The organism is Microcoleus sp. PH2017_12_PCY_D_A, assembly GCF_020738565.1.
In the GTDB taxonomy this organism is placed as follows: domain Bacteria; phylum Cyanobacteriota; class Cyanobacteriia; order Cyanobacteriales; family Microcoleaceae; genus Microcoleus.
In genome coordinates this window covers 54,988-71,290 of record NZ_JAEQCI010000063.1, presented here as the reverse complement: position 1 = coordinate 71,290, position 16,303 = coordinate 54,988, and the positions used below count along the sequence as shown (strand labels likewise).

The following is a 16,303-nucleotide window of genomic DNA, read 5'->3' as shown; positions in this document are numbered from 1 at the left end:
TAAGGTGCGCAGTGCACACCCTACAATTAGAGTCTGTGCATAAGTGTTATATAAGAATATTTGTCAAATAATAGATTAGCTAAGTAAGGTGCGCACTGCGCACCCTGGAAGTAGAGTCTGTGCGTCCAAGACTATTTAATGTTCCGCTGTCAACATATTAAATTGCTCGGTATCAATGCGGTTTGCTTGATACAAAATCTCAGCGATTTCCGAAAGTGCTAGCACAGAATGTGCGCGATAACCGTTAGCCTGCAATTTATCTTTGACACCCTGTTCGTGGTCAATCAAAACTACAATATCTTCCACATTCAACCCAGCAGATTTTAACTTGCCCGCACCTTCCATCACGCTTTTACCGCTAATCAAAATATCATCGACTACGACAATCGTTTCTCCAGGCTGAAAATGCCCCTCAATTAACTTACCCGCACCGTAAGTTTTCACTTCCTTGCGCGGGAAAATCATCGGCCTTTCCATCCGCAACGCTAAACCCGTTGCTGTAGGTAAAGAACCGTAGGGAATTCCCGCAATGCGATCGAATTTTAAGTCTTTGAGAATGTCTGCGTAGGCGCTGACAATTTGATGGAAAATTTGCGGAATTGAGATTATTTTACGCAAATCAATGTAATATGGAAATACGGCGCCCGATGCTTGTACGTGGTCGCCAAAAACTACGCAGCCAATGTCATAAAGTTGCAAGATTAAATCGCGGTTGGGTTCCGGTTGCAAAAAGCAAACATCCGGTAGCCACAGTTCGCAAGTCGGACTTCCTTCGATCGCGCGCAGCCTCTCTTTGTTAATATTATCCCGTAATTTCTCAATTTCTCGGCGCGCATCTTTCCCCGCCAACAAACTCGGGGGCACTGGCAGCAATAAACCCTCACCATTCTTGCTTAAACCCGCCGCCAGCAGTTGTGCGAGGTCGTTTTCTTCTGTCAAGTCATTTTCTTCGGCGATGTCTCCTTCAACTAAAATCAGGCGTTCCGGAGCTGCTTTGCGGATTCGCGCCAACATATCCGGCATTACTCCTACTTCTAAACCGAGTTTTTCGGGAGTTCCCCAAGTTTGAGAGACTCGGACTAATTGCAAGTACAAAGGGTTTTCTGCTGTCGGATATTCTTGCAATGCGGCGGCTGACGGATTGGCAGTTGCACAGAGCACAAAAACTGTTTTTCCGGGATATAATAAAAATGGCGCTACTTCGTCGAATCCGGCATAGGGACTTAGAGTAATCGCGTCAAATTGCCAGTCTTGAAATACAGTTTTGGCAAAGACTGCGCTGGTGTTTAAATCGCTGTGTTTGGCATCTAAAATTACTGGCAGGTGAGCGGGAATAATTGTTAATATTTGTTGCAGCAGTTGCCAGCCGGGAATGCCGAGAGATTGATAAAAACCGAGGGTGATTTTGCAGGCGCAGATTAAATCGGCTGTTTGGTCGATCGCACTTTTGAGCCTTTTCAACAAATCAGTTACAAAACTTCGAGTTTCCTCCCCAGTCATCGAAACCATTGCTGGCAAGGTTTCTGGGTCGGGATCGAGGGCTAAATAAAGCAGACTTTGATTGATTTCAACAGCCGCTAACAGTTTATCAAAAAAATTGGTGCGATCGCTCATAGTTGGTTTGTTTGGTAACGAAAAATTACAAATTTGCATCTGAAAGCGGGATTGGTGTTGTGCCGGAATAAACCGATCGCCGTTGAAGTTTAAATTAAGAATCTTTTATAATTGTAGAAGGTAAAGACCATGAAATCTGTAACTTTGGGAGCAGTTTCATTCGGACTGATATTTGGACTCGCTACAGCGGTGATTGCAGGGAACCCCCAGCAAATCAACCAGTTGCTGCAAACTAACCAATGTCCGGGATGCGATTTGAGAAGCATTCCCCTCCAGCAAGCGAGTTTAGCAAATGCCGATTTGCAAGGGGCGGATTTGAGAGGAGCAAATCTCAGAGAAGCTAATTTAGCTGGGGCCAATTTGAGCGGGGCTTCCCTCAGCGGGGCTTCTTTGCGGCAAGCTAATTTAGCAGGTGCTGATTTGACGGAGGCTAATTTGAGTGGAGCCGATTTGACGGGGGCAAATTTGGAAAATGCTAAGCTTAAAGGGGCTACTTGGGTTGACGGTAGTATTAAATAAGCTGTTGTACGCTTAAATTTAACTTTTGGGCACTGCTCAGAGCAACGTCCCACAAGAGTTAAAAGAAAATAAGTGTACAATTAATAAAACCGGAAGCTAAAGCAATGTCAGCCTGAAAATGTGAAGGGTAAGTAAATCTACTGAATTAAAGGTAAAAAACGGATAGTTAAAAAGCTTTCTGTGTATGTCTTTTCTCTCCTTGTTCCTTCTTCATGAAATCCGTTACATCCGTTATAAAATCCGTTGCCGAACTTCTTCCTTCTTAATGAATGCTAAATTCGATCGACTTTTCGACTTGGGACGAGTTGCTAAAACGCTACGTTGACGCTGGGGGCCGCGTGGATTACCGGCGCTGGAAAGCTGAAGGGGCGGATGTTTTGAGCAATTGGCTGGGAACTTTGGCCGATGTAGATTTAGCTGCTATGACAGATGCAGATGCGCGGTTGGCGCTGTGGCTGAATGCGTACAATGCGATCGCAATTTCTCAAGTAATCGAAGTATACCCGATCGCGTCCATCCGTCCCAAAATTTTAGGAATCCCCAACTGGCTGGGTTTTCTGGAATTCTTCACCCGTTCAAATTCAATTATTGGCGGCAAAAAGTACAGCCTCAATCAAATCGAACACGCTATTTTGCGCCCGGAATTTGCCGAACCGCGCATCCATTTTGCCTTAGTTTGCGCTTCCGTCGGATGTCCGCTGCTGCGCCGCGGCGCTTACTTCCCCTCTGCGGTGCGGACTCAACTGGAGGCGGATGCAAGTAGTTTTATCAAGAATCCCGATAAAGTGCGGTACGATGCTGGGAAAAACACGCTTTATTTGAGCAAGATTTTTGAGTGGTACGGCGAGGATTTTGTCAAGAATGCGGGTTCGGTAGCTGCCTATGTGGGCGGTTATTTGGGGCCGGAGGTGGGTGTAACCGATGAATGGGCGATCGTTTTTTTGCCCTACGATTGGAATTTAAATCAAATTGAGAATTGAGATTTTTGTTAACCGCTCGGTGTTTTTTTTGAGAGTTTCTATATTAATCAGTTTCCCTCCTCTCTGCTAAAACTCTTGAGAAAATTCAGATAACTAGATGAAGCTTGAAAATACATAATACCAAATCAGGGTTTGGTACCCCTTTTATTCTTCAGTCGGCGGAGGCCGACTTTGTTTGAAGAGAAGCGGTTTCAACCGCCACGTCTTATCGGGGATATCTAACGCGGATTTGACATAAGTAGGTCATCTTTAGCCGGTTTCGCCACAAGCACGCGCGGCGTAGCTATCCCGAGGGTGAATCGACCTTACCACCTGGCTTTGAGTATTTTTGCTTAGAGATGGCTGGGTAGCCGGCGATTAAGAGCCCCATAGCTACGCTTCACGACTTTCAAGCCCAAATCCCGTAAAATCGACCTGTGCGAGACAATATCCGTTACAATGGGCGATCGAATATGAATTCAATTGCCGACAACCCAAGAGAATCCATTAAGATATATAAGACTTGCACAAATCTTGCCAATTCAAGGTTGCAAGTTCAGACTCTACCGGAGCTTCTCATGTTAGCCGAGCTAATTTCTGCCAGACGAATACTCAAAGCCCAACTCCTCGACTTCTTAGGACTTCCCGACAATTCCCAAGACCAAACAGATCGCATCGTCAGCACAATTGTATCAGTGCTAGAAACAAATGCAGCCGAACAAGAAAGATTTTGGGAGACCTTCAAAAGTGAATTAGCCGTCGATCCGGTAGAATTAGAAAAAATGCTCAAGTGTTCGGCAGCAGAACGCCAGCAATGGATCGAACAAGGCAGACTCCCGATTTTAGAATACCGCTCTTTCCGCAAATCGGGAATTCATTTAGAATATCCCGTTCACGACAGAAGATTCATCTTAACTCTCACGCCAACAGACATTGATAACTGGCGCAAAGAACCCAAAGGACTGATTAAAAATCATCGCCCAAAAGCCGATCCAATCAATACAGAAAACTCCGAACAAAACGAACAATCGCGATTAGCTTTTAGTGCAGCGTGGGAAAAAATTATTTCCGACTGGAAAGAACAAGGTTCGGCGGAAATTTCAGCAACTTTCCAGTTAGCTTACTGGACAGTTTGGGCGTCGCGGTGGGCAAAAGAAAATCAGCTCAACAACTTTAAAGCAATTAAATCTAATCATTCTAACGAAATTTACGAAACTCAGCAGCAAGAATGGTACGAGCGCAAAAATCAAGCAGTCAAATTACTGATTGAAATGCCCTACGCGATGCTTTACTTTTACCGTCCTGCCGATGCTGACAAATTATATCTCGAACTGTGCGACGACCACCAGGACATGATGAAAGATGATTACTATTGGGACAAGTGGGATTTTTTCTATCAGAACCGGAAACTGGTAAATAAGTGCCGGGAATGCGTATACTGCGAAACAAAGGATTATTATTCGCTTTACTATCTGGAAATTAAGAGCGATAAGTTTCCCGATTTTAGTTTTTCTTACCACACGCCGTACACGATCGGTCGCAAATTTTTGCCGCATCCCGAAACGCTTCCTGCTGTAGACCACGTAGAACAAGATGGTATTTTTAGGTTTGGTCGCCCGCTGCTAGAACAGGAGAAAGTTATTCACACAGAAAAGGATGTATTGCTTAAGTTTGAAGCGGCTTTGGCTGAAGCGAAAAAGTTTGTTTAGTCATTAGTCATTAGTCATTAGTCATTAGTCATTAGTCATTAGTCATTAGTTGACAAGTATATTAAGATGCGCGCGCCGAACTCAGAAACCGGGTTTCTGCCGAGATTTACCGTCACTCAACCGAAAAATCGTAGAAACCCGGTTTCTTGCCCACCCGCACCGAGTTCAGAAACCGGGTTTCTTGCAATCAACCGAAAACTCGCAGAAACCCGGTTTCTTGCCCACTCACACCGAGTTCAGAAACCGGGTTTCTTGCAAGATTTACCGTCACTCAACCGAAAACTCGTAGAAACCCGGTTTCTTACCCACTCACACCGAGTTCAGAAACCGGGTTTCTTGCAAGATTTACCGTCACTCAACCGAAAACTCGCAGAAACCCGGTTTCTTGCCCACTCACTAATGACTACTGTCAACTGACTACCTATTTTTGAACTTGAATAACTTGAATGCTGCCGCCAGCATAAAGTTTAGGTTGTTCACTTCCTTCGGAATTGTAGGGTTGAAATCCCACTTGGGCCAACAAAGTATCCAAGTCAGTTTCAATCAACTGCCAAGCAGTTTCAGTCTCAAACAACCACAAAAATACAGCCAACCCAGGCCACAATAGCAGATTTGTGGGCTGATGAAAATCTACCAAAGTGAATACACCACCGGGCTTGAGCACGCGGTATACTTCTTGAAAGATTTGCCTCAACTGTAACGGCTGCATTTCGTGCATCGCAACGCTGCTGTGTACTAAATCAAAATGATTGTCGCCAAAAGGCATCGATTCGGCAAAAGCTTCTACATAATTGGCTGATGGCACATTTTTCCTTGCCCGTTGCAGCGATAACGGCGAAGCGTCCAGTCCTGTGACATCCTGGGAATATTGCACGAGAAATTGCGTAGTTTGACCGCTACCGCAACAAAGGTCTAAAACTTTAGTTTCCGCGCCCAGGGTCAAATTTTCCAAGGCTAGCTGCCTAAAACGAGTTTCGCCACCTACGCTTAAAGCAGCCAGACGGGCGATCGCATCGTAGAGCCATTGATACCTATAACTTAAATCTCTCAAAATTGTTGCCATATTCAAAATTATGTATATCTTGCTATCGACTTAAGATATTATTAAGTTATATGATAAAAATAAGTAAGAGAACTGAGACGATGGGAGAGCCGTAACCGCTATGGGCCGTGTAGGAGTATTACTATTAAACTTGGGCGGGCCCGATCAAATCGAGGATGTCCGTCCTTTCCTGTTCAACTTGTTCGCTGACCCGGAAATCATTCGCATTCCGTTTCCGTGGATGCAGAAACCGCTCGCCTGGTTGATTTCGACTCTGCGCTTTAAAAAATCCCAGGAAAACTACCGCCAAATCGGGGGCGGCTCTCCTTTGCGGCGGATTACTGAAGAACAAGCCGCTTCGCTGCAAGAACTTTTGCAGTCTAAGGGACAAGATGCCAAAGTATACGTGGGGATGCGCTACTGGCATCCTTTTACTGAAGAGGCGATCGCCAAAATTAAGCGCGATCGCATCGAAGAATTGGCAATCTTGCCATTGTATCCTCAATTTTCGATCAGCACCAGCGGTTCTAGCTTCCGACAGCTAGAAGAAATGTGGAACCAAGATCCAGACCTCAACCAGATAGAATATACCGCGATTCCTTCTTGGTATCACCGACCGGGCTACATTCAGGCTATGTCGGAATTGATCGCCCAAGAATTAGATCACAGCCCAAATCCCGATCGAGTTCACATCTTTTTCAGCGCCCACGGCGTCCCCCTCAGCTACGTAGAAGAGGCTGGAGACCCCTATCAGCGGGAGATTCAAGATTGTACTCGTCTGATTATGGAACATTTGAACCGATCGAACGAACATACGCTAGCTTATCAAAGTCGGGTTGGCCCGGTAGAATGGCTCAAGCCTTACACCGAAGAAGCGATTACCGAATTGGCAGAAAGTGGAGTTCAAGATTTGTTGGTAGTTCCAATTAGTTTTGTTTCCGAGCACATCGAGACTCTGCAAGAAATTGACATGGAGTATCGAGAATTAGCAGAAGAATCTGGGATAGAAAATTTCTACCGCGTCCCTGCATTGAATACTCATCCGGTATTTATTGAAGCCTTGGCAGATTTAGTCATCGAGTCAATAGAATCTCCCAGCGTTAAATTCTCGGATGTGATACGCCCTTCCAAGAAAGTTAAAATGTACCCTCAAGAGCAGTGGGAGTGGGGTTTGACGACGGGGGCAGAAGTCTGGAACGGTCGTGTAGCAATGATTGGTTTTATAGCATTAGTGATCGAGTTAATTACGGGTCAAGGCCCCTTACACTCGATCGGCTTGCTTTAAATTGGGCCTAGGGAATTGGGCCTAGGGAATTGGGCCTAGGGCTCTAGCGTTGCTCCGGGAGGGGGCCTTTATAGCATTGGGCATTGGTAGCAATTAACCAATAACTAATAACTAATACCCGATGCCCTGTTTTGCCCATGCCCCATGCCCAATCATTAAATTAATCGGGATTGCGCTTGTGGCGGCGGGGATTTCCCCTATCCCCCCGTACTCCCTGACTCCTGTACCAGCGATACCACTCCTTAGAACTGCGAATAGCAAGCCACAGCAGCAGCATAGCAATTAACGCACCCTGTCGCGGGGCGTCCAAGGCAAACAACACCAGGGAAATACACAGAACATCTTGCAGAAAAATCACCCAAATCGGTAAAATCTGTAGCCGGTAAAGCCATCCCGCTTGTACCAGTTGTAGCACTAAAGCCAGCAAACCTCCGACAATACCAATAATCCACAGCATCCCAGGGTGAACAATGATTTCGTCGATCGCACTTACCTGAGCGATCGCAATTCCCATAATTGCTCCTACCATAGGACTGAAAATAATTTGCACAACTTGCAGCACCCGCTGTCCCGTAAAAGTTTTAGAAGCAAATAACTCTAACAGCGACCAACTCACCAAGATGGATATCACCACTTGGGGGTGAACCCGAGACAATAAAGGTATTTCCGACCAAAGTTTGTCAATCCGCAACAAACCAATCAACAGCAGGGGCAGGGCAATTCTCATACCCCCCGCCGCAGACGCAGAGAGCGCGGCTAGGAGTCCAACCATAATAATAATTGAGTTTATAACGTTTGCTACAGCGTCGATGATTTCAGAATATAATTCCCCTGGTGGCTGGCGGTGATTTGAGCGATCTCTCCTCAAATTGCTGCTTGAGCTTAAACATCACCCTCTATTTTAACTGTATCTGATGAATTGCTGCTTGGGACTGCCAGATTGTCGATCGACAATCAGACAGAAGCCACTTATACAGTTATTGTAGAAGGTAGAAGGCAGTTATCCAGAATCCAACCGCGATCGTGATTAAATTAGAAAGTATCGAAAAACCAGCAGTTAAGCTGAAATAATTAAATTTAAAATACCAGCTAACCCAGAGCTTTCCGGCAAATTATTCTCCTATCTTCCCTCTTCCTTCTCCTGTCTTCCCTCTTTCTTCTTCCTTCTTCATTCTTCATCGTTCCTTTTCCCGTCTTTCCTCTTCCTTCTAGCTTCTTCCTTCGGTCAACTGTCAACTGTCAACTGTCAACTGAGAGGCGGGCACGGGGGCACCGCCCCTACCAACTGTCAACTGTCAACTGTCAACTGTCAACTATTCTTATGTCTGAATCATTATTTACCGATGCCAGCCGCCGATTAGAAAGAGCCTTAAAATATGTATCCCTTTCCGAGGATACAATCGAGCGGCTCAAATATCCCAAATCCAGTTTAATCGTATCAATTCCCGTGCGGATGGACGACGGTTCCCTGCGAATTTTCCAAGGTTATCGCGTGCGCTACGACGATACCAGAGGCCCGTCGAAAGGAGGAGTGCGCTACCATCCGAAAGTATCCCTCGATGAAGTGCAATCCTTAGCATTTTGGATGACATTTAAATGTGCAGTGCTCAACATACCCTTTGGAGGAGCCAAGGGCGGAATTACTGTCAATCCCAAAGAATTGTCCAAACTCGAATTGGAAAGATTGAGCCGGGGTTACGTAGATGCGATCGCAGATTTTATCGGCCCAGATGTCGATATTCCCGCACCGGATGTCTACACCAATCCCATGATTATGGGTTGGATGATGGATCAGTACAATATTATTAAGCGGCAGCTCAGTCCGGCGGTTGTGACAGGTAAACCAGTGACAATCGGTGGCAGTTTAGGCAGAGATACCGCTACCGCCACCGGCGCTTTTTTTGTAATTCAAAATCTCCTACCCAAATTTAACCGAACTCCGTGGGAGACAACGGTAGCCGTCCAAGGTTTTGGTAATGCCGGAGCCGAATTAGCAGAATTGCTCTGGAAAGCAGGTTACAAAGTTGTGGCTGTCAGCGATTCCCAAGGGGGAATTCATGCGAAACAAGGGCTGGATATTCCCAGCATCCGCCGCTTCAAAGAAGCTAACAAAGGTATCAAAGCTATTTACTGCGAAGGTTCTGTCTGCAATATTGTCGAACACGAAATCTTGACAAACGAGCAGCTTTTAGCCTTAGATGTAGACGTGCTGGTTCCAGCAGCTTTGGAGAATCAAATCACTGCACAAAATGTCAATGATGTCAAGGCTAAGTTTATTTTTGAAGTAGCAAACGGGCCGATAGATTCTGCTGCTGATTTGATTTTGGAAGCGCGGGGAATTCAGGTGTTCCCGGATATTTTAGTCAATGCCGGGGGCGTGACGGTGAGTTATTTTGAGTGGGTGCAAAATCGCAGTGGGCTTTATTGGACGCTGGAGGAAGTCAACCAGCGGTTGCAGCACAAAATGGTCGAGGAAACTGAGGCAATTTGGACAAAATCTCAGGAATTGTCGGTTTGTATGAGAACTGCTGCTTACGTGTACGGTTTGCAACGACTCGGAGAAGCTATGAATGCGAAGGGAACGCGGGATTATTACTTAAATGGTTGACGGAATGCTGGGAAGTGCGATCGAACGAACAGGCTAGAAGCTTGTTCCACAACAACAGGCTAGAAGCTTGTTCCACAACAACAGGCTAGAAGCTTGTTCCACAACAACAGGCTAGAAGCTTGTTCCACAACAACAGGCTAGAAGCCTGTTCCACAAAAAAAAGATTGAATATGATTGTGGGGCGGGCTGCGGCGAGGCTCAGAACAGGTAGCAGCTAATTATCAAAAATTTGGTGGACGCAGATTGACTAATATTATTTGATAATGTAAAGTAAAATGTTAAGGGTCGCAAGATTTAAAAACTATGTGCGGCAAGGGGTCTCCTGTGAACTCGATCGAGTTTAACGGGAGAGAACGTAAAAAAAATTCCAATCATTAAAACTATATAGGCTACTCTAATGAGACAACCTTTATTTGGCAAGCTCGCCGCGGCAGCGATCGTTATAGGTACATCGGGTGTTTTTTCGCAGCCGAGCCAAGCTCAAACCAGAAATCAATTTTTCTGCGGGATTAGCGAAGGCAAACCAGCAACCATCGTCCGCACGGCCGCTAAAGGCCCCGTACCGCTGATAGTTTGGAACAATGAAGCTTTTTCCGGTTCGGGTTGGACTCCCAAACGGCGCTGCGAAGACGTATCGGCTAGATTTCAACGGTTTAACGATAACGGTCAACTCCGATTCATGAGAGCGGGGACTTTCAATGGTCAACAAGTATTGTGCGTCGATAGAGTCAGAGGTAGCGGGAACTGTTCGAGTGCTGAAGCAATAGTGCTGACAGTACCCCGGCCCAACAATGCCAACCAGATTCTCGAAGAAATGCTCAACACCCGCAACCGCGCCTCCAAGCAGCCGCTTTACCTGAGTGGGGAAAAGCAACTGGTAACATACGAAAATGGCTTTGCTAACGTCAATCTCAATCAATGGTTTGAAAACGAACTACCAGACAACGAGCGTTTGTGGTAAAAGTAGCAAAGAAACTGCGAGCTAAACAAACATGGATTGGCGTTCACTAATCTTGGCAACTTGTATCAGTGGCATCTCAATGATTTTGCCTGCACAACTTCCGCGTGCCAAAAATTTCTTAAAACAGATGCCAGTCGAAATGTCGCAACAGCAATTGCAGCAACAAGCTGAGTCTATCGCTGTTAGGGTGCGATCGTCTGGACAAGTTGCCGGAACGGGAATCGCCATTCGCAAGCAGGGTTCGCAGTACACCGTACTGACAAACGAACACGTCCTCAAAGCCGGCAAGGCTCCCTACCAAATCCAAACCCCAGATAATAAAATTTACCCTGCAATCTTCGTCAAAGACGCTAATTTTAAAGGCAATGATTTGGCGTTGTTGCGCTTTACTAGCAGTGTTGAATATACCACTGCTAAGCCGGGTGCCGTACCAAAAGTTGAGGATGCAGTATTTGCAGGTGGGTTTCCTTTGACAGAAGAAGGTCAAAAAGACCGAGGATTTGTCTTCAAAACTGGCAAAGTTTGGCGAGTGTTAGATAAAGCTTTGGAAGGTGGCTATCAAATTGGTTACACCAATGAGATTGAAAAAGGGATGAGCGGCGGGCCGCTGCTGAATGTTCGCGGCGAGGTGGTGGGGGTTAACGGCGTCCACGCTTACCCGCTGTGGGGAGACCCATACCAGTATAAAGATGGCACTGAACCGAATGCAGCGCTGCGAGAGCAGATGAGTAAGTACAGTTGGGGAATTCCGATCGACACTTTTAAGCAGCTAGCACCTTCAGGGCTGGAAATGACAACCAATTCTGTGAAAAAATAGGCGCGATTGAGTGTGCGATATTTCGTGCTTTGGCTTGGTGGCGATTTGAGCGATCGACAATATATACAAACCCGCCCTACTATTCCTTAAACTAAACTAAATAATTGGACAGTCACTAACCCCAGCTATCAAGGCGTGGGGCTTGAAAGAGGAAGACTCACCACCTTCTTGATTCAAGACTAAAACAGTGTCTAGCCTACGTCCTTAAAAGACAGACTGAACTGCCTGGGAGTGGTATCCTGCAAGACGTTAAGAATGCCTCTCTAGTTTTTAACCGCTCTGGCAGTCAGTGGCGAAGGGAAATATACACCTAGAAATAGGACTTACCGTAAATGTTTGTACCCGTTGTCAACAGTGAAAATAGACCGTTAATGCCGACTACCAACGCCCGTGCTAAGCGTTGGATCAAATCAGGCAAGGCAACACCATTCTGGAAAAAAGGAGTATTTTGCATCCGACTAAATGCAGAACCTTCAAATCACAACTATCAACCCATAGCGGTTGGCATCGATCCAGGCAGCAAGCGCGAAGGATTTACCGTTAAATCCAAATCGCATACTTACTTAAATATCCAAACTCATGCAATTGATTGGGTAAAAGACCGTGTAGAGGTCAGGCGCAATATGCGACGATCTCGTCGATTTCGGAACACGCCGTGCCGCCAAAATAGAGCTAACAGGCTGGTTAACAAAAATCGTATCCCCCCATCCACGGCATCAAGATGGCAGTGGAAGTTAAGGATAGCTAACTGGTTGACATTGATGTTTCCGATATCGACATTTGTTGTAGAGGACATCAAGGCACAAAAGAGGAAAAACGGATCGCCCGTGTGGAATGTATCGTTTAGTCCTTTAGAAGTGGGCAAAAAGTGGTTTTACTGTGAGATTAGAAAGATTGCCCATCTTGAGATTAGATCGGGAAACGATACTTATGAGCTACGTCAAAGTTTAGGACTCAAAAAATCCAAACAGAAGCTATCGAAGAAGTTTGAGGCTCACTGCATTGATTCTTGGGTATTAGCTAATTGGTATACAGGGGGACACATTCAACCTGATAATACCAAGCTAATAGAAGTAATCTCTCTTGAGTTTCATCGCAGGCAACTCCATCGTTTGCAGCATTCTACAGGTCATATCCGCTCTCGGTACGGTGGCACTTTAAGTGCGGGGTTTAAGCGTGGTTCGATCGTTAAACATCCTAAATATGGGTTCTGTTATGTTGGCGGATGGCAAGAATCTCCTACAAAGAAAGAACCAGACCGAAAAACAATTAGCTTGCACGAGTTAAAAACTGGCAAGCGTCTAACTCAAAACGCATTACCCCCAGATTGTAAGTTTTTGGCTTACAACTCGTGGCGCATTGCAAACATTGTAAAGCCGTCCTTCTAGGACGGGGTTTCAAACCCATTTTTCTGATGACAAAATTTTATAGCAGAATTCCAACAACATTGGTAGGGGCGGTGGCGATCGTCGTCTCAGTGCAAATTCTGCCAGCACCAGCACTAGAACGAACCGAAATCGGGGAAATTGCTAAAAAATTTACAGTAATGATCGCTGGCGACTGTCAGGGATCGGGCTCGATCATTGAGCGTCAAGGTGAAAATTATACAGTCCTTACTGCCAATCACGTCGTAGCAACTACTGGTGAATGCTTTATTCAAACTGGCGACGGTATGCGTTACAAAATCTACGAAGCCATAAACGTGCCGGGAACAGATTTAGCAGTGTTGCAGTTCCAAAGCAAAAATAACTATGGAGTCGCTCAAACTGCGACCTCTGCAAATTTGCAGCCTGGGTCAACAGTTTATGTAGCAGGTTATCCCAGTCCCGGACAATTTGATACCAAACGCGGCTACCGCTTTTATCCTGTCAACGTCAACGGTAGAGCACCCGGTTCTCGTGAAGGTTACGAACTATCCTACGACGGCGCATCTCTCCCCGGTATGAGTGGCGGCCCGGTTCTCGACAGCAACGGCCGTGTGGTAGCAACTCACGGTAAAGCTGACGTGCGGCTTCAACAGGCTGTAGAGAATTACGGCGTTCCTTTTGAGATATTTCTGGCGAGACGGAACCAAATAAGGGGCGACGCCCGATCGACCTCAGCCCAGAATCCACCCGTCGCAATAGCACCGCCACCTGCTATAACCTCTGCCCCCCCACCAGCACCAGCCCCAGCCCCAGCCCCCGTACCAGCGCCAGCACCAGCGCCAGTACCAGCCCCCGCACCAGCACCAGCACCAGCCCCCGCACCAGCACCAGCCCCTGCACCACAGGCCCAAGCACCATCGCCAGAACCGGAACGCATCGCAGCTAGGGAAGCGCTATCACCTGCGGAGTCGGCAATTAGTGCAATGGTGCGCGGCCAGCAAACCTATGTGGTTCGCAACCGCGATTTTCTCAATTCTGTGCCGTCGATCGCCAAAACCTTTAGTATTTTATTGCCGCAGGATTACAACTTTGCAATTCGCACCACTACCAGAGGCGCTTTTCACTACGCAATACCGAAATCTGCGGACATGAAAGCTTATGTCGGAGCAATTTTCTTGGAAGAAAACGCCAGTTTAAAGAATCCGACAACTGTCTCGATTGTCTGCGAAGCCACAACAGCAATCAATGTTCGCCCTTCCGATCCGAATTACGGCAGAAATAATTTAGCTTGCGGTGTGGGTACGCAGCTCAGAAATGTCAGCAGTTTGCCGCAGCAAAATGTAGTTACCCAGCCTGCACCTGCGACAAGGCCTGCACCTACTCCCGCAGCCAGAGTAAATCCACCTCAAACTAGAGCCGCAGGGCCGATCGGGTTTTTGAGTTTAGTTAATGTTTGCAATACTTACGACCTCAGCGGTCAAAGTCCTCACCAAGAGAGAGCTTTGGAGTGGTTGCAGGGCCGGATTCCGGCGCCAACAATGCAGAAATTTGCTGAAGAGTGGCGCACTCAATTAATAGCAAGAGTCGGTAACAAGCCGATTAATTTGGTCGATGTTTGCAAAGTGTACGATCGGGCCGGCCTTCACCCGCACCAAAATCGGGCTTTGGAATGGTTGCAGCAGCAAATTCCCAAGGAAACGCTGACAGATTTCGGCAAAAAGTGGCAAAATCAAGCCGGTTCGTAGTAAGGACTGAAGTCCTTTCGTAAGGACTGAAGTCCTTTCCAGGTTCGTAGTAAGGACTGAAGTCCTTTCCAGGTTCGTAGTAAGGACTGAAGTCCTTTCCAGGTTCGTAGTAAGGACTTCAGTCCTTTCCAGGTTCGTAGTAAGGACTTCAGTCCTTTCCAGGTTCGTAGTAAGGACTTCAGTCCTTTCCAGGTTCGTAGTAAGGACTTCAGTCCTCTCTCCTCTGATAAAATAAGGACTAAAGTCCTTACTACAAACAATAGAATTAGTTTATCTCAAAGGAATTCATCATATTTTCAGCGGTTTTCAAATATTCCGAATACTCTGATTTCTCCGCAGTGTAAGTAATCACGTAAGCTTTGTTATTCATCAAAGTCCAAGTTTGCATTTTTTTTGTATTGGTTTGTCCGTCTTTATCATCAAAAACAACTGTATAACCTCGATGATTGGCAATAGTTTTAGGAGTTTCTTCTAAAATTTTAACATCAGTAAAATTTGTTTTAATTTGCTTGAGAGACGATTGATTGTATTCATCGAGAGACATCGGTTTTGGCAAATCTTCTATGCTGACAGTAATTTGTTCTTGATAAGCATCAGCGGTGTTCTTTTTGGGGGCTATGAATACAACCACATCGTTAATTACTGGATTTTGTAACTCTTGTTTTTCCCACTTTTCAGGGTATTTGATTTTAAACTGATGGGCCGAACTTTGATAACTTAATAAATTTTCAACTTGAGTTTTAGAGAAATGTTGGATTGCGAAGGCGGAAATGGCGATCGCCCCAGCAACTCCGAGTCCCATTAAAGCCGGCTTCCATCCCAAAGCAAATCTAGGAGTTCTGCGATCGGGAGATGGCGATGGCGGGCGATCGCTCAGTTTACCAAGTCGCTGCAAAAGAACTTGAGTATCCTTCGGCCTGTCTTTCGGAAAATAAGCCATCAAATCATCAATCAAATCTGCTAGTGGCTTCGATGTTTGAGTCGCCACATTCCGCCAAATCAATTTACCCGATCGCGGATCTTCCTGCAAATTTCTCGGTTCTTGAGCCGTCAGCAAATACACAAAAGTCCGGCCCAACGCAAAAAAATCAGAACGCGGCTCAGCCTTGCCCTTTTTTTGTTCTTCGGGAGTGTAACCCATGGAAGAAATGCGAGTTACTTCTCCAGTTGCTCTCTGAATAGTTTCTGTAACTTCCCGCACCGCCCCAAAATCAATTAATACTAATTTCCCATTCGACCGGCACATGACATTTTGCGGCTTAATATCCCGGTGAAAGTAATTTTGATTGTGAACGAGATTCAAGATTTCCGTCAGTTGTGTCAACCAGTCAATAGCCTGTTCCGAGGAAATAGGTTGATAGTTATGAGCTTCCAGCCACTGCTGCAAATTTTTACCTTCAATTTTCTCCATTACCAGACAGTGCAAAGGTTTATCAGTACCCTTAACCCTGAAAGTAAAATAGCCCTCAGATTCAACTGTGGGGAGTCCCGGATGCTTCAGCCGCTGCAAAACGTTAGCTTCTCTCTGAAAAAGTTCCACGCCCAGAGTATCGTTGTTCATCAGAACTTTCAAAACTTTCTGAGTACCGTCTCTGTCTCTGACTGCAAAAGTTTTACCAAATCCTCCTTGTCCCAAAACAGTAATTACCCGATAGCGTGCGTTGATTAGCAACTCAG

13 protein-coding genes are annotated in these 16,303 nt (G+C 46.0%); 9 read left to right on the top strand and 4 right to left on the bottom strand.

The window, feature by feature from the left end; translation table 11 throughout:
- Nucleotides 1-135 precede the first annotated feature (135 nt).
- Nucleotides 136-1,614: a bifunctional orotidine-5'-phosphate decarboxylase/orotate phosphoribosyltransferase gene (locus JGK39_RS19150; protein WP_293258174.1), complete on the bottom strand. Its 1,479-nt coding sequence runs from the start codon at nt 1,612-1,614 to the stop codon at nt 136-138.
- Nucleotides 1,615-1,743: 129 nt separating this feature from the next.
- Here JGK39_RS19150 and JGK39_RS19145 point away from each other — a divergent pair, with 129 nt between their 5' ends.
- The 3 genes from JGK39_RS19145 (at nt 1,744) to JGK39_RS19135 (ending at nt 4,801) form a co-directional block, all read left to right on the top strand.
- A complete protein-coding gene (locus tag JGK39_RS19145; RefSeq protein ID WP_293258176.1) occupies nt 1,744-2,133 on the top strand; it encodes a pentapeptide repeat-containing protein in 390 nt (129 codons plus the stop codon).
- A 269-nt stretch (nt 2,134-2,402) separates the two neighbouring features.
- Nucleotides 2,403-3,113 (top strand): DUF547 domain-containing protein, encoded by a 711-nt coding sequence (locus tag JGK39_RS19140; RefSeq protein ID WP_293258178.1) that lies wholly within the window; start codon nt 2,403-2,405, stop codon nt 3,111-3,113.
- A 557-nt stretch (nt 3,114-3,670) separates the two neighbouring features.
- Nucleotides 3,671-4,801 carry a hypothetical protein gene (locus JGK39_RS19135; protein WP_293258180.1) on the top strand — a complete coding sequence of 377 codons (1,131 nt, stop codon included), beginning with the start codon at nt 3,671-3,673 and terminating at the stop codon, nt 4,799-4,801.
- Nucleotides 4,802-5,222: 421 nt separating this feature from the next.
- Here JGK39_RS19135 and JGK39_RS19130 read toward each other — a convergent pair whose 3' ends face one another.
- Nucleotides 5,223-5,864 (bottom strand): class I SAM-dependent methyltransferase, encoded by a 642-nt coding sequence (locus JGK39_RS19130; protein ID WP_293258182.1) that lies wholly within the window; start codon nt 5,862-5,864, stop codon nt 5,223-5,225.
- A 100-nt stretch (nt 5,865-5,964) separates the two neighbouring features.
- Between JGK39_RS19130 and hemH the strand changes: the two genes are divergently transcribed.
- Nucleotides 5,965-7,128: a ferrochelatase gene (gene hemH / locus JGK39_RS19125; RefSeq protein WP_293258184.1), complete on the top strand. Its 1,164-nt coding sequence runs from the start codon at nt 5,965-5,967 to the stop codon at nt 7,126-7,128.
- 160 nt (nt 7,129-7,288) lie between these two features.
- On the opposite strand, the gene JGK39_RS19120 is transcribed toward hemH, so the two are convergent.
- On the bottom strand, nt 7,289-7,900 hold the full coding sequence (locus tag JGK39_RS19120; protein WP_293258186.1) for a DUF4126 domain-containing protein: 612 nt from the start codon (nt 7,898-7,900) through the stop codon (nt 7,289-7,291).
- A 549-nt stretch (nt 7,901-8,449) separates the two neighbouring features.
- Here JGK39_RS19120 and JGK39_RS19115 point away from each other — a divergent pair.
- The 5 genes from JGK39_RS19115 (at nt 8,450) to JGK39_RS19095 (ending at nt 14,626) form a co-directional block, all read left to right on the top strand.
- On the top strand, nt 8,450-9,736 hold the full coding sequence (locus JGK39_RS19115; RefSeq protein WP_293258188.1) for a Glu/Leu/Phe/Val dehydrogenase: 1,287 nt from the start codon (nt 8,450-8,452) through the stop codon (nt 9,734-9,736).
- Between the two features lie 397 nt (nt 9,737-10,133).
- The gene (locus tag JGK39_RS19110; RefSeq protein WP_293184061.1) at nt 10,134-10,697 is read left to right on the top strand and encodes a COP23 domain-containing protein; all 564 of its coding nucleotides are present in this window, start codon (nt 10,134-10,136) and stop codon (nt 10,695-10,697) included.
- Between the two features lie 31 nt (nt 10,698-10,728).
- Nucleotides 10,729-11,514 (top strand): serine protease, encoded by a 786-nt coding sequence (locus JGK39_RS19105; protein WP_293184063.1) that lies wholly within the window; start codon nt 10,729-10,731, stop codon nt 11,512-11,514.
- A gap of 332 nt (nt 11,515-11,846) precedes the next feature.
- Nucleotides 11,847-12,902 (top strand): RRXRR domain-containing protein, encoded by a 1,056-nt coding sequence (locus JGK39_RS19100; protein ID WP_293184066.1) that lies wholly within the window; start codon nt 11,847-11,849, stop codon nt 12,900-12,902.
- Between the two features lie 26 nt (nt 12,903-12,928).
- A complete protein-coding gene (locus tag JGK39_RS19095; protein WP_293258190.1) occupies nt 12,929-14,626 on the top strand; it encodes a trypsin-like peptidase domain-containing protein in 1,698 nt (565 codons plus the stop codon).
- Between the two features lie 265 nt (nt 14,627-14,891).
- On the opposite strand, the gene JGK39_RS19090 is transcribed toward JGK39_RS19095, so the two are convergent.
- Complete coding sequence (locus tag JGK39_RS19090) at nt 14,892-16,298, bottom strand: serine/threonine-protein kinase (protein WP_293258192.1); 1,407 nt, start codon at nt 16,296-16,298, stop codon at nt 14,892-14,894.
- Nucleotides 16,299-16,303 lie beyond the last annotated feature (5 nt).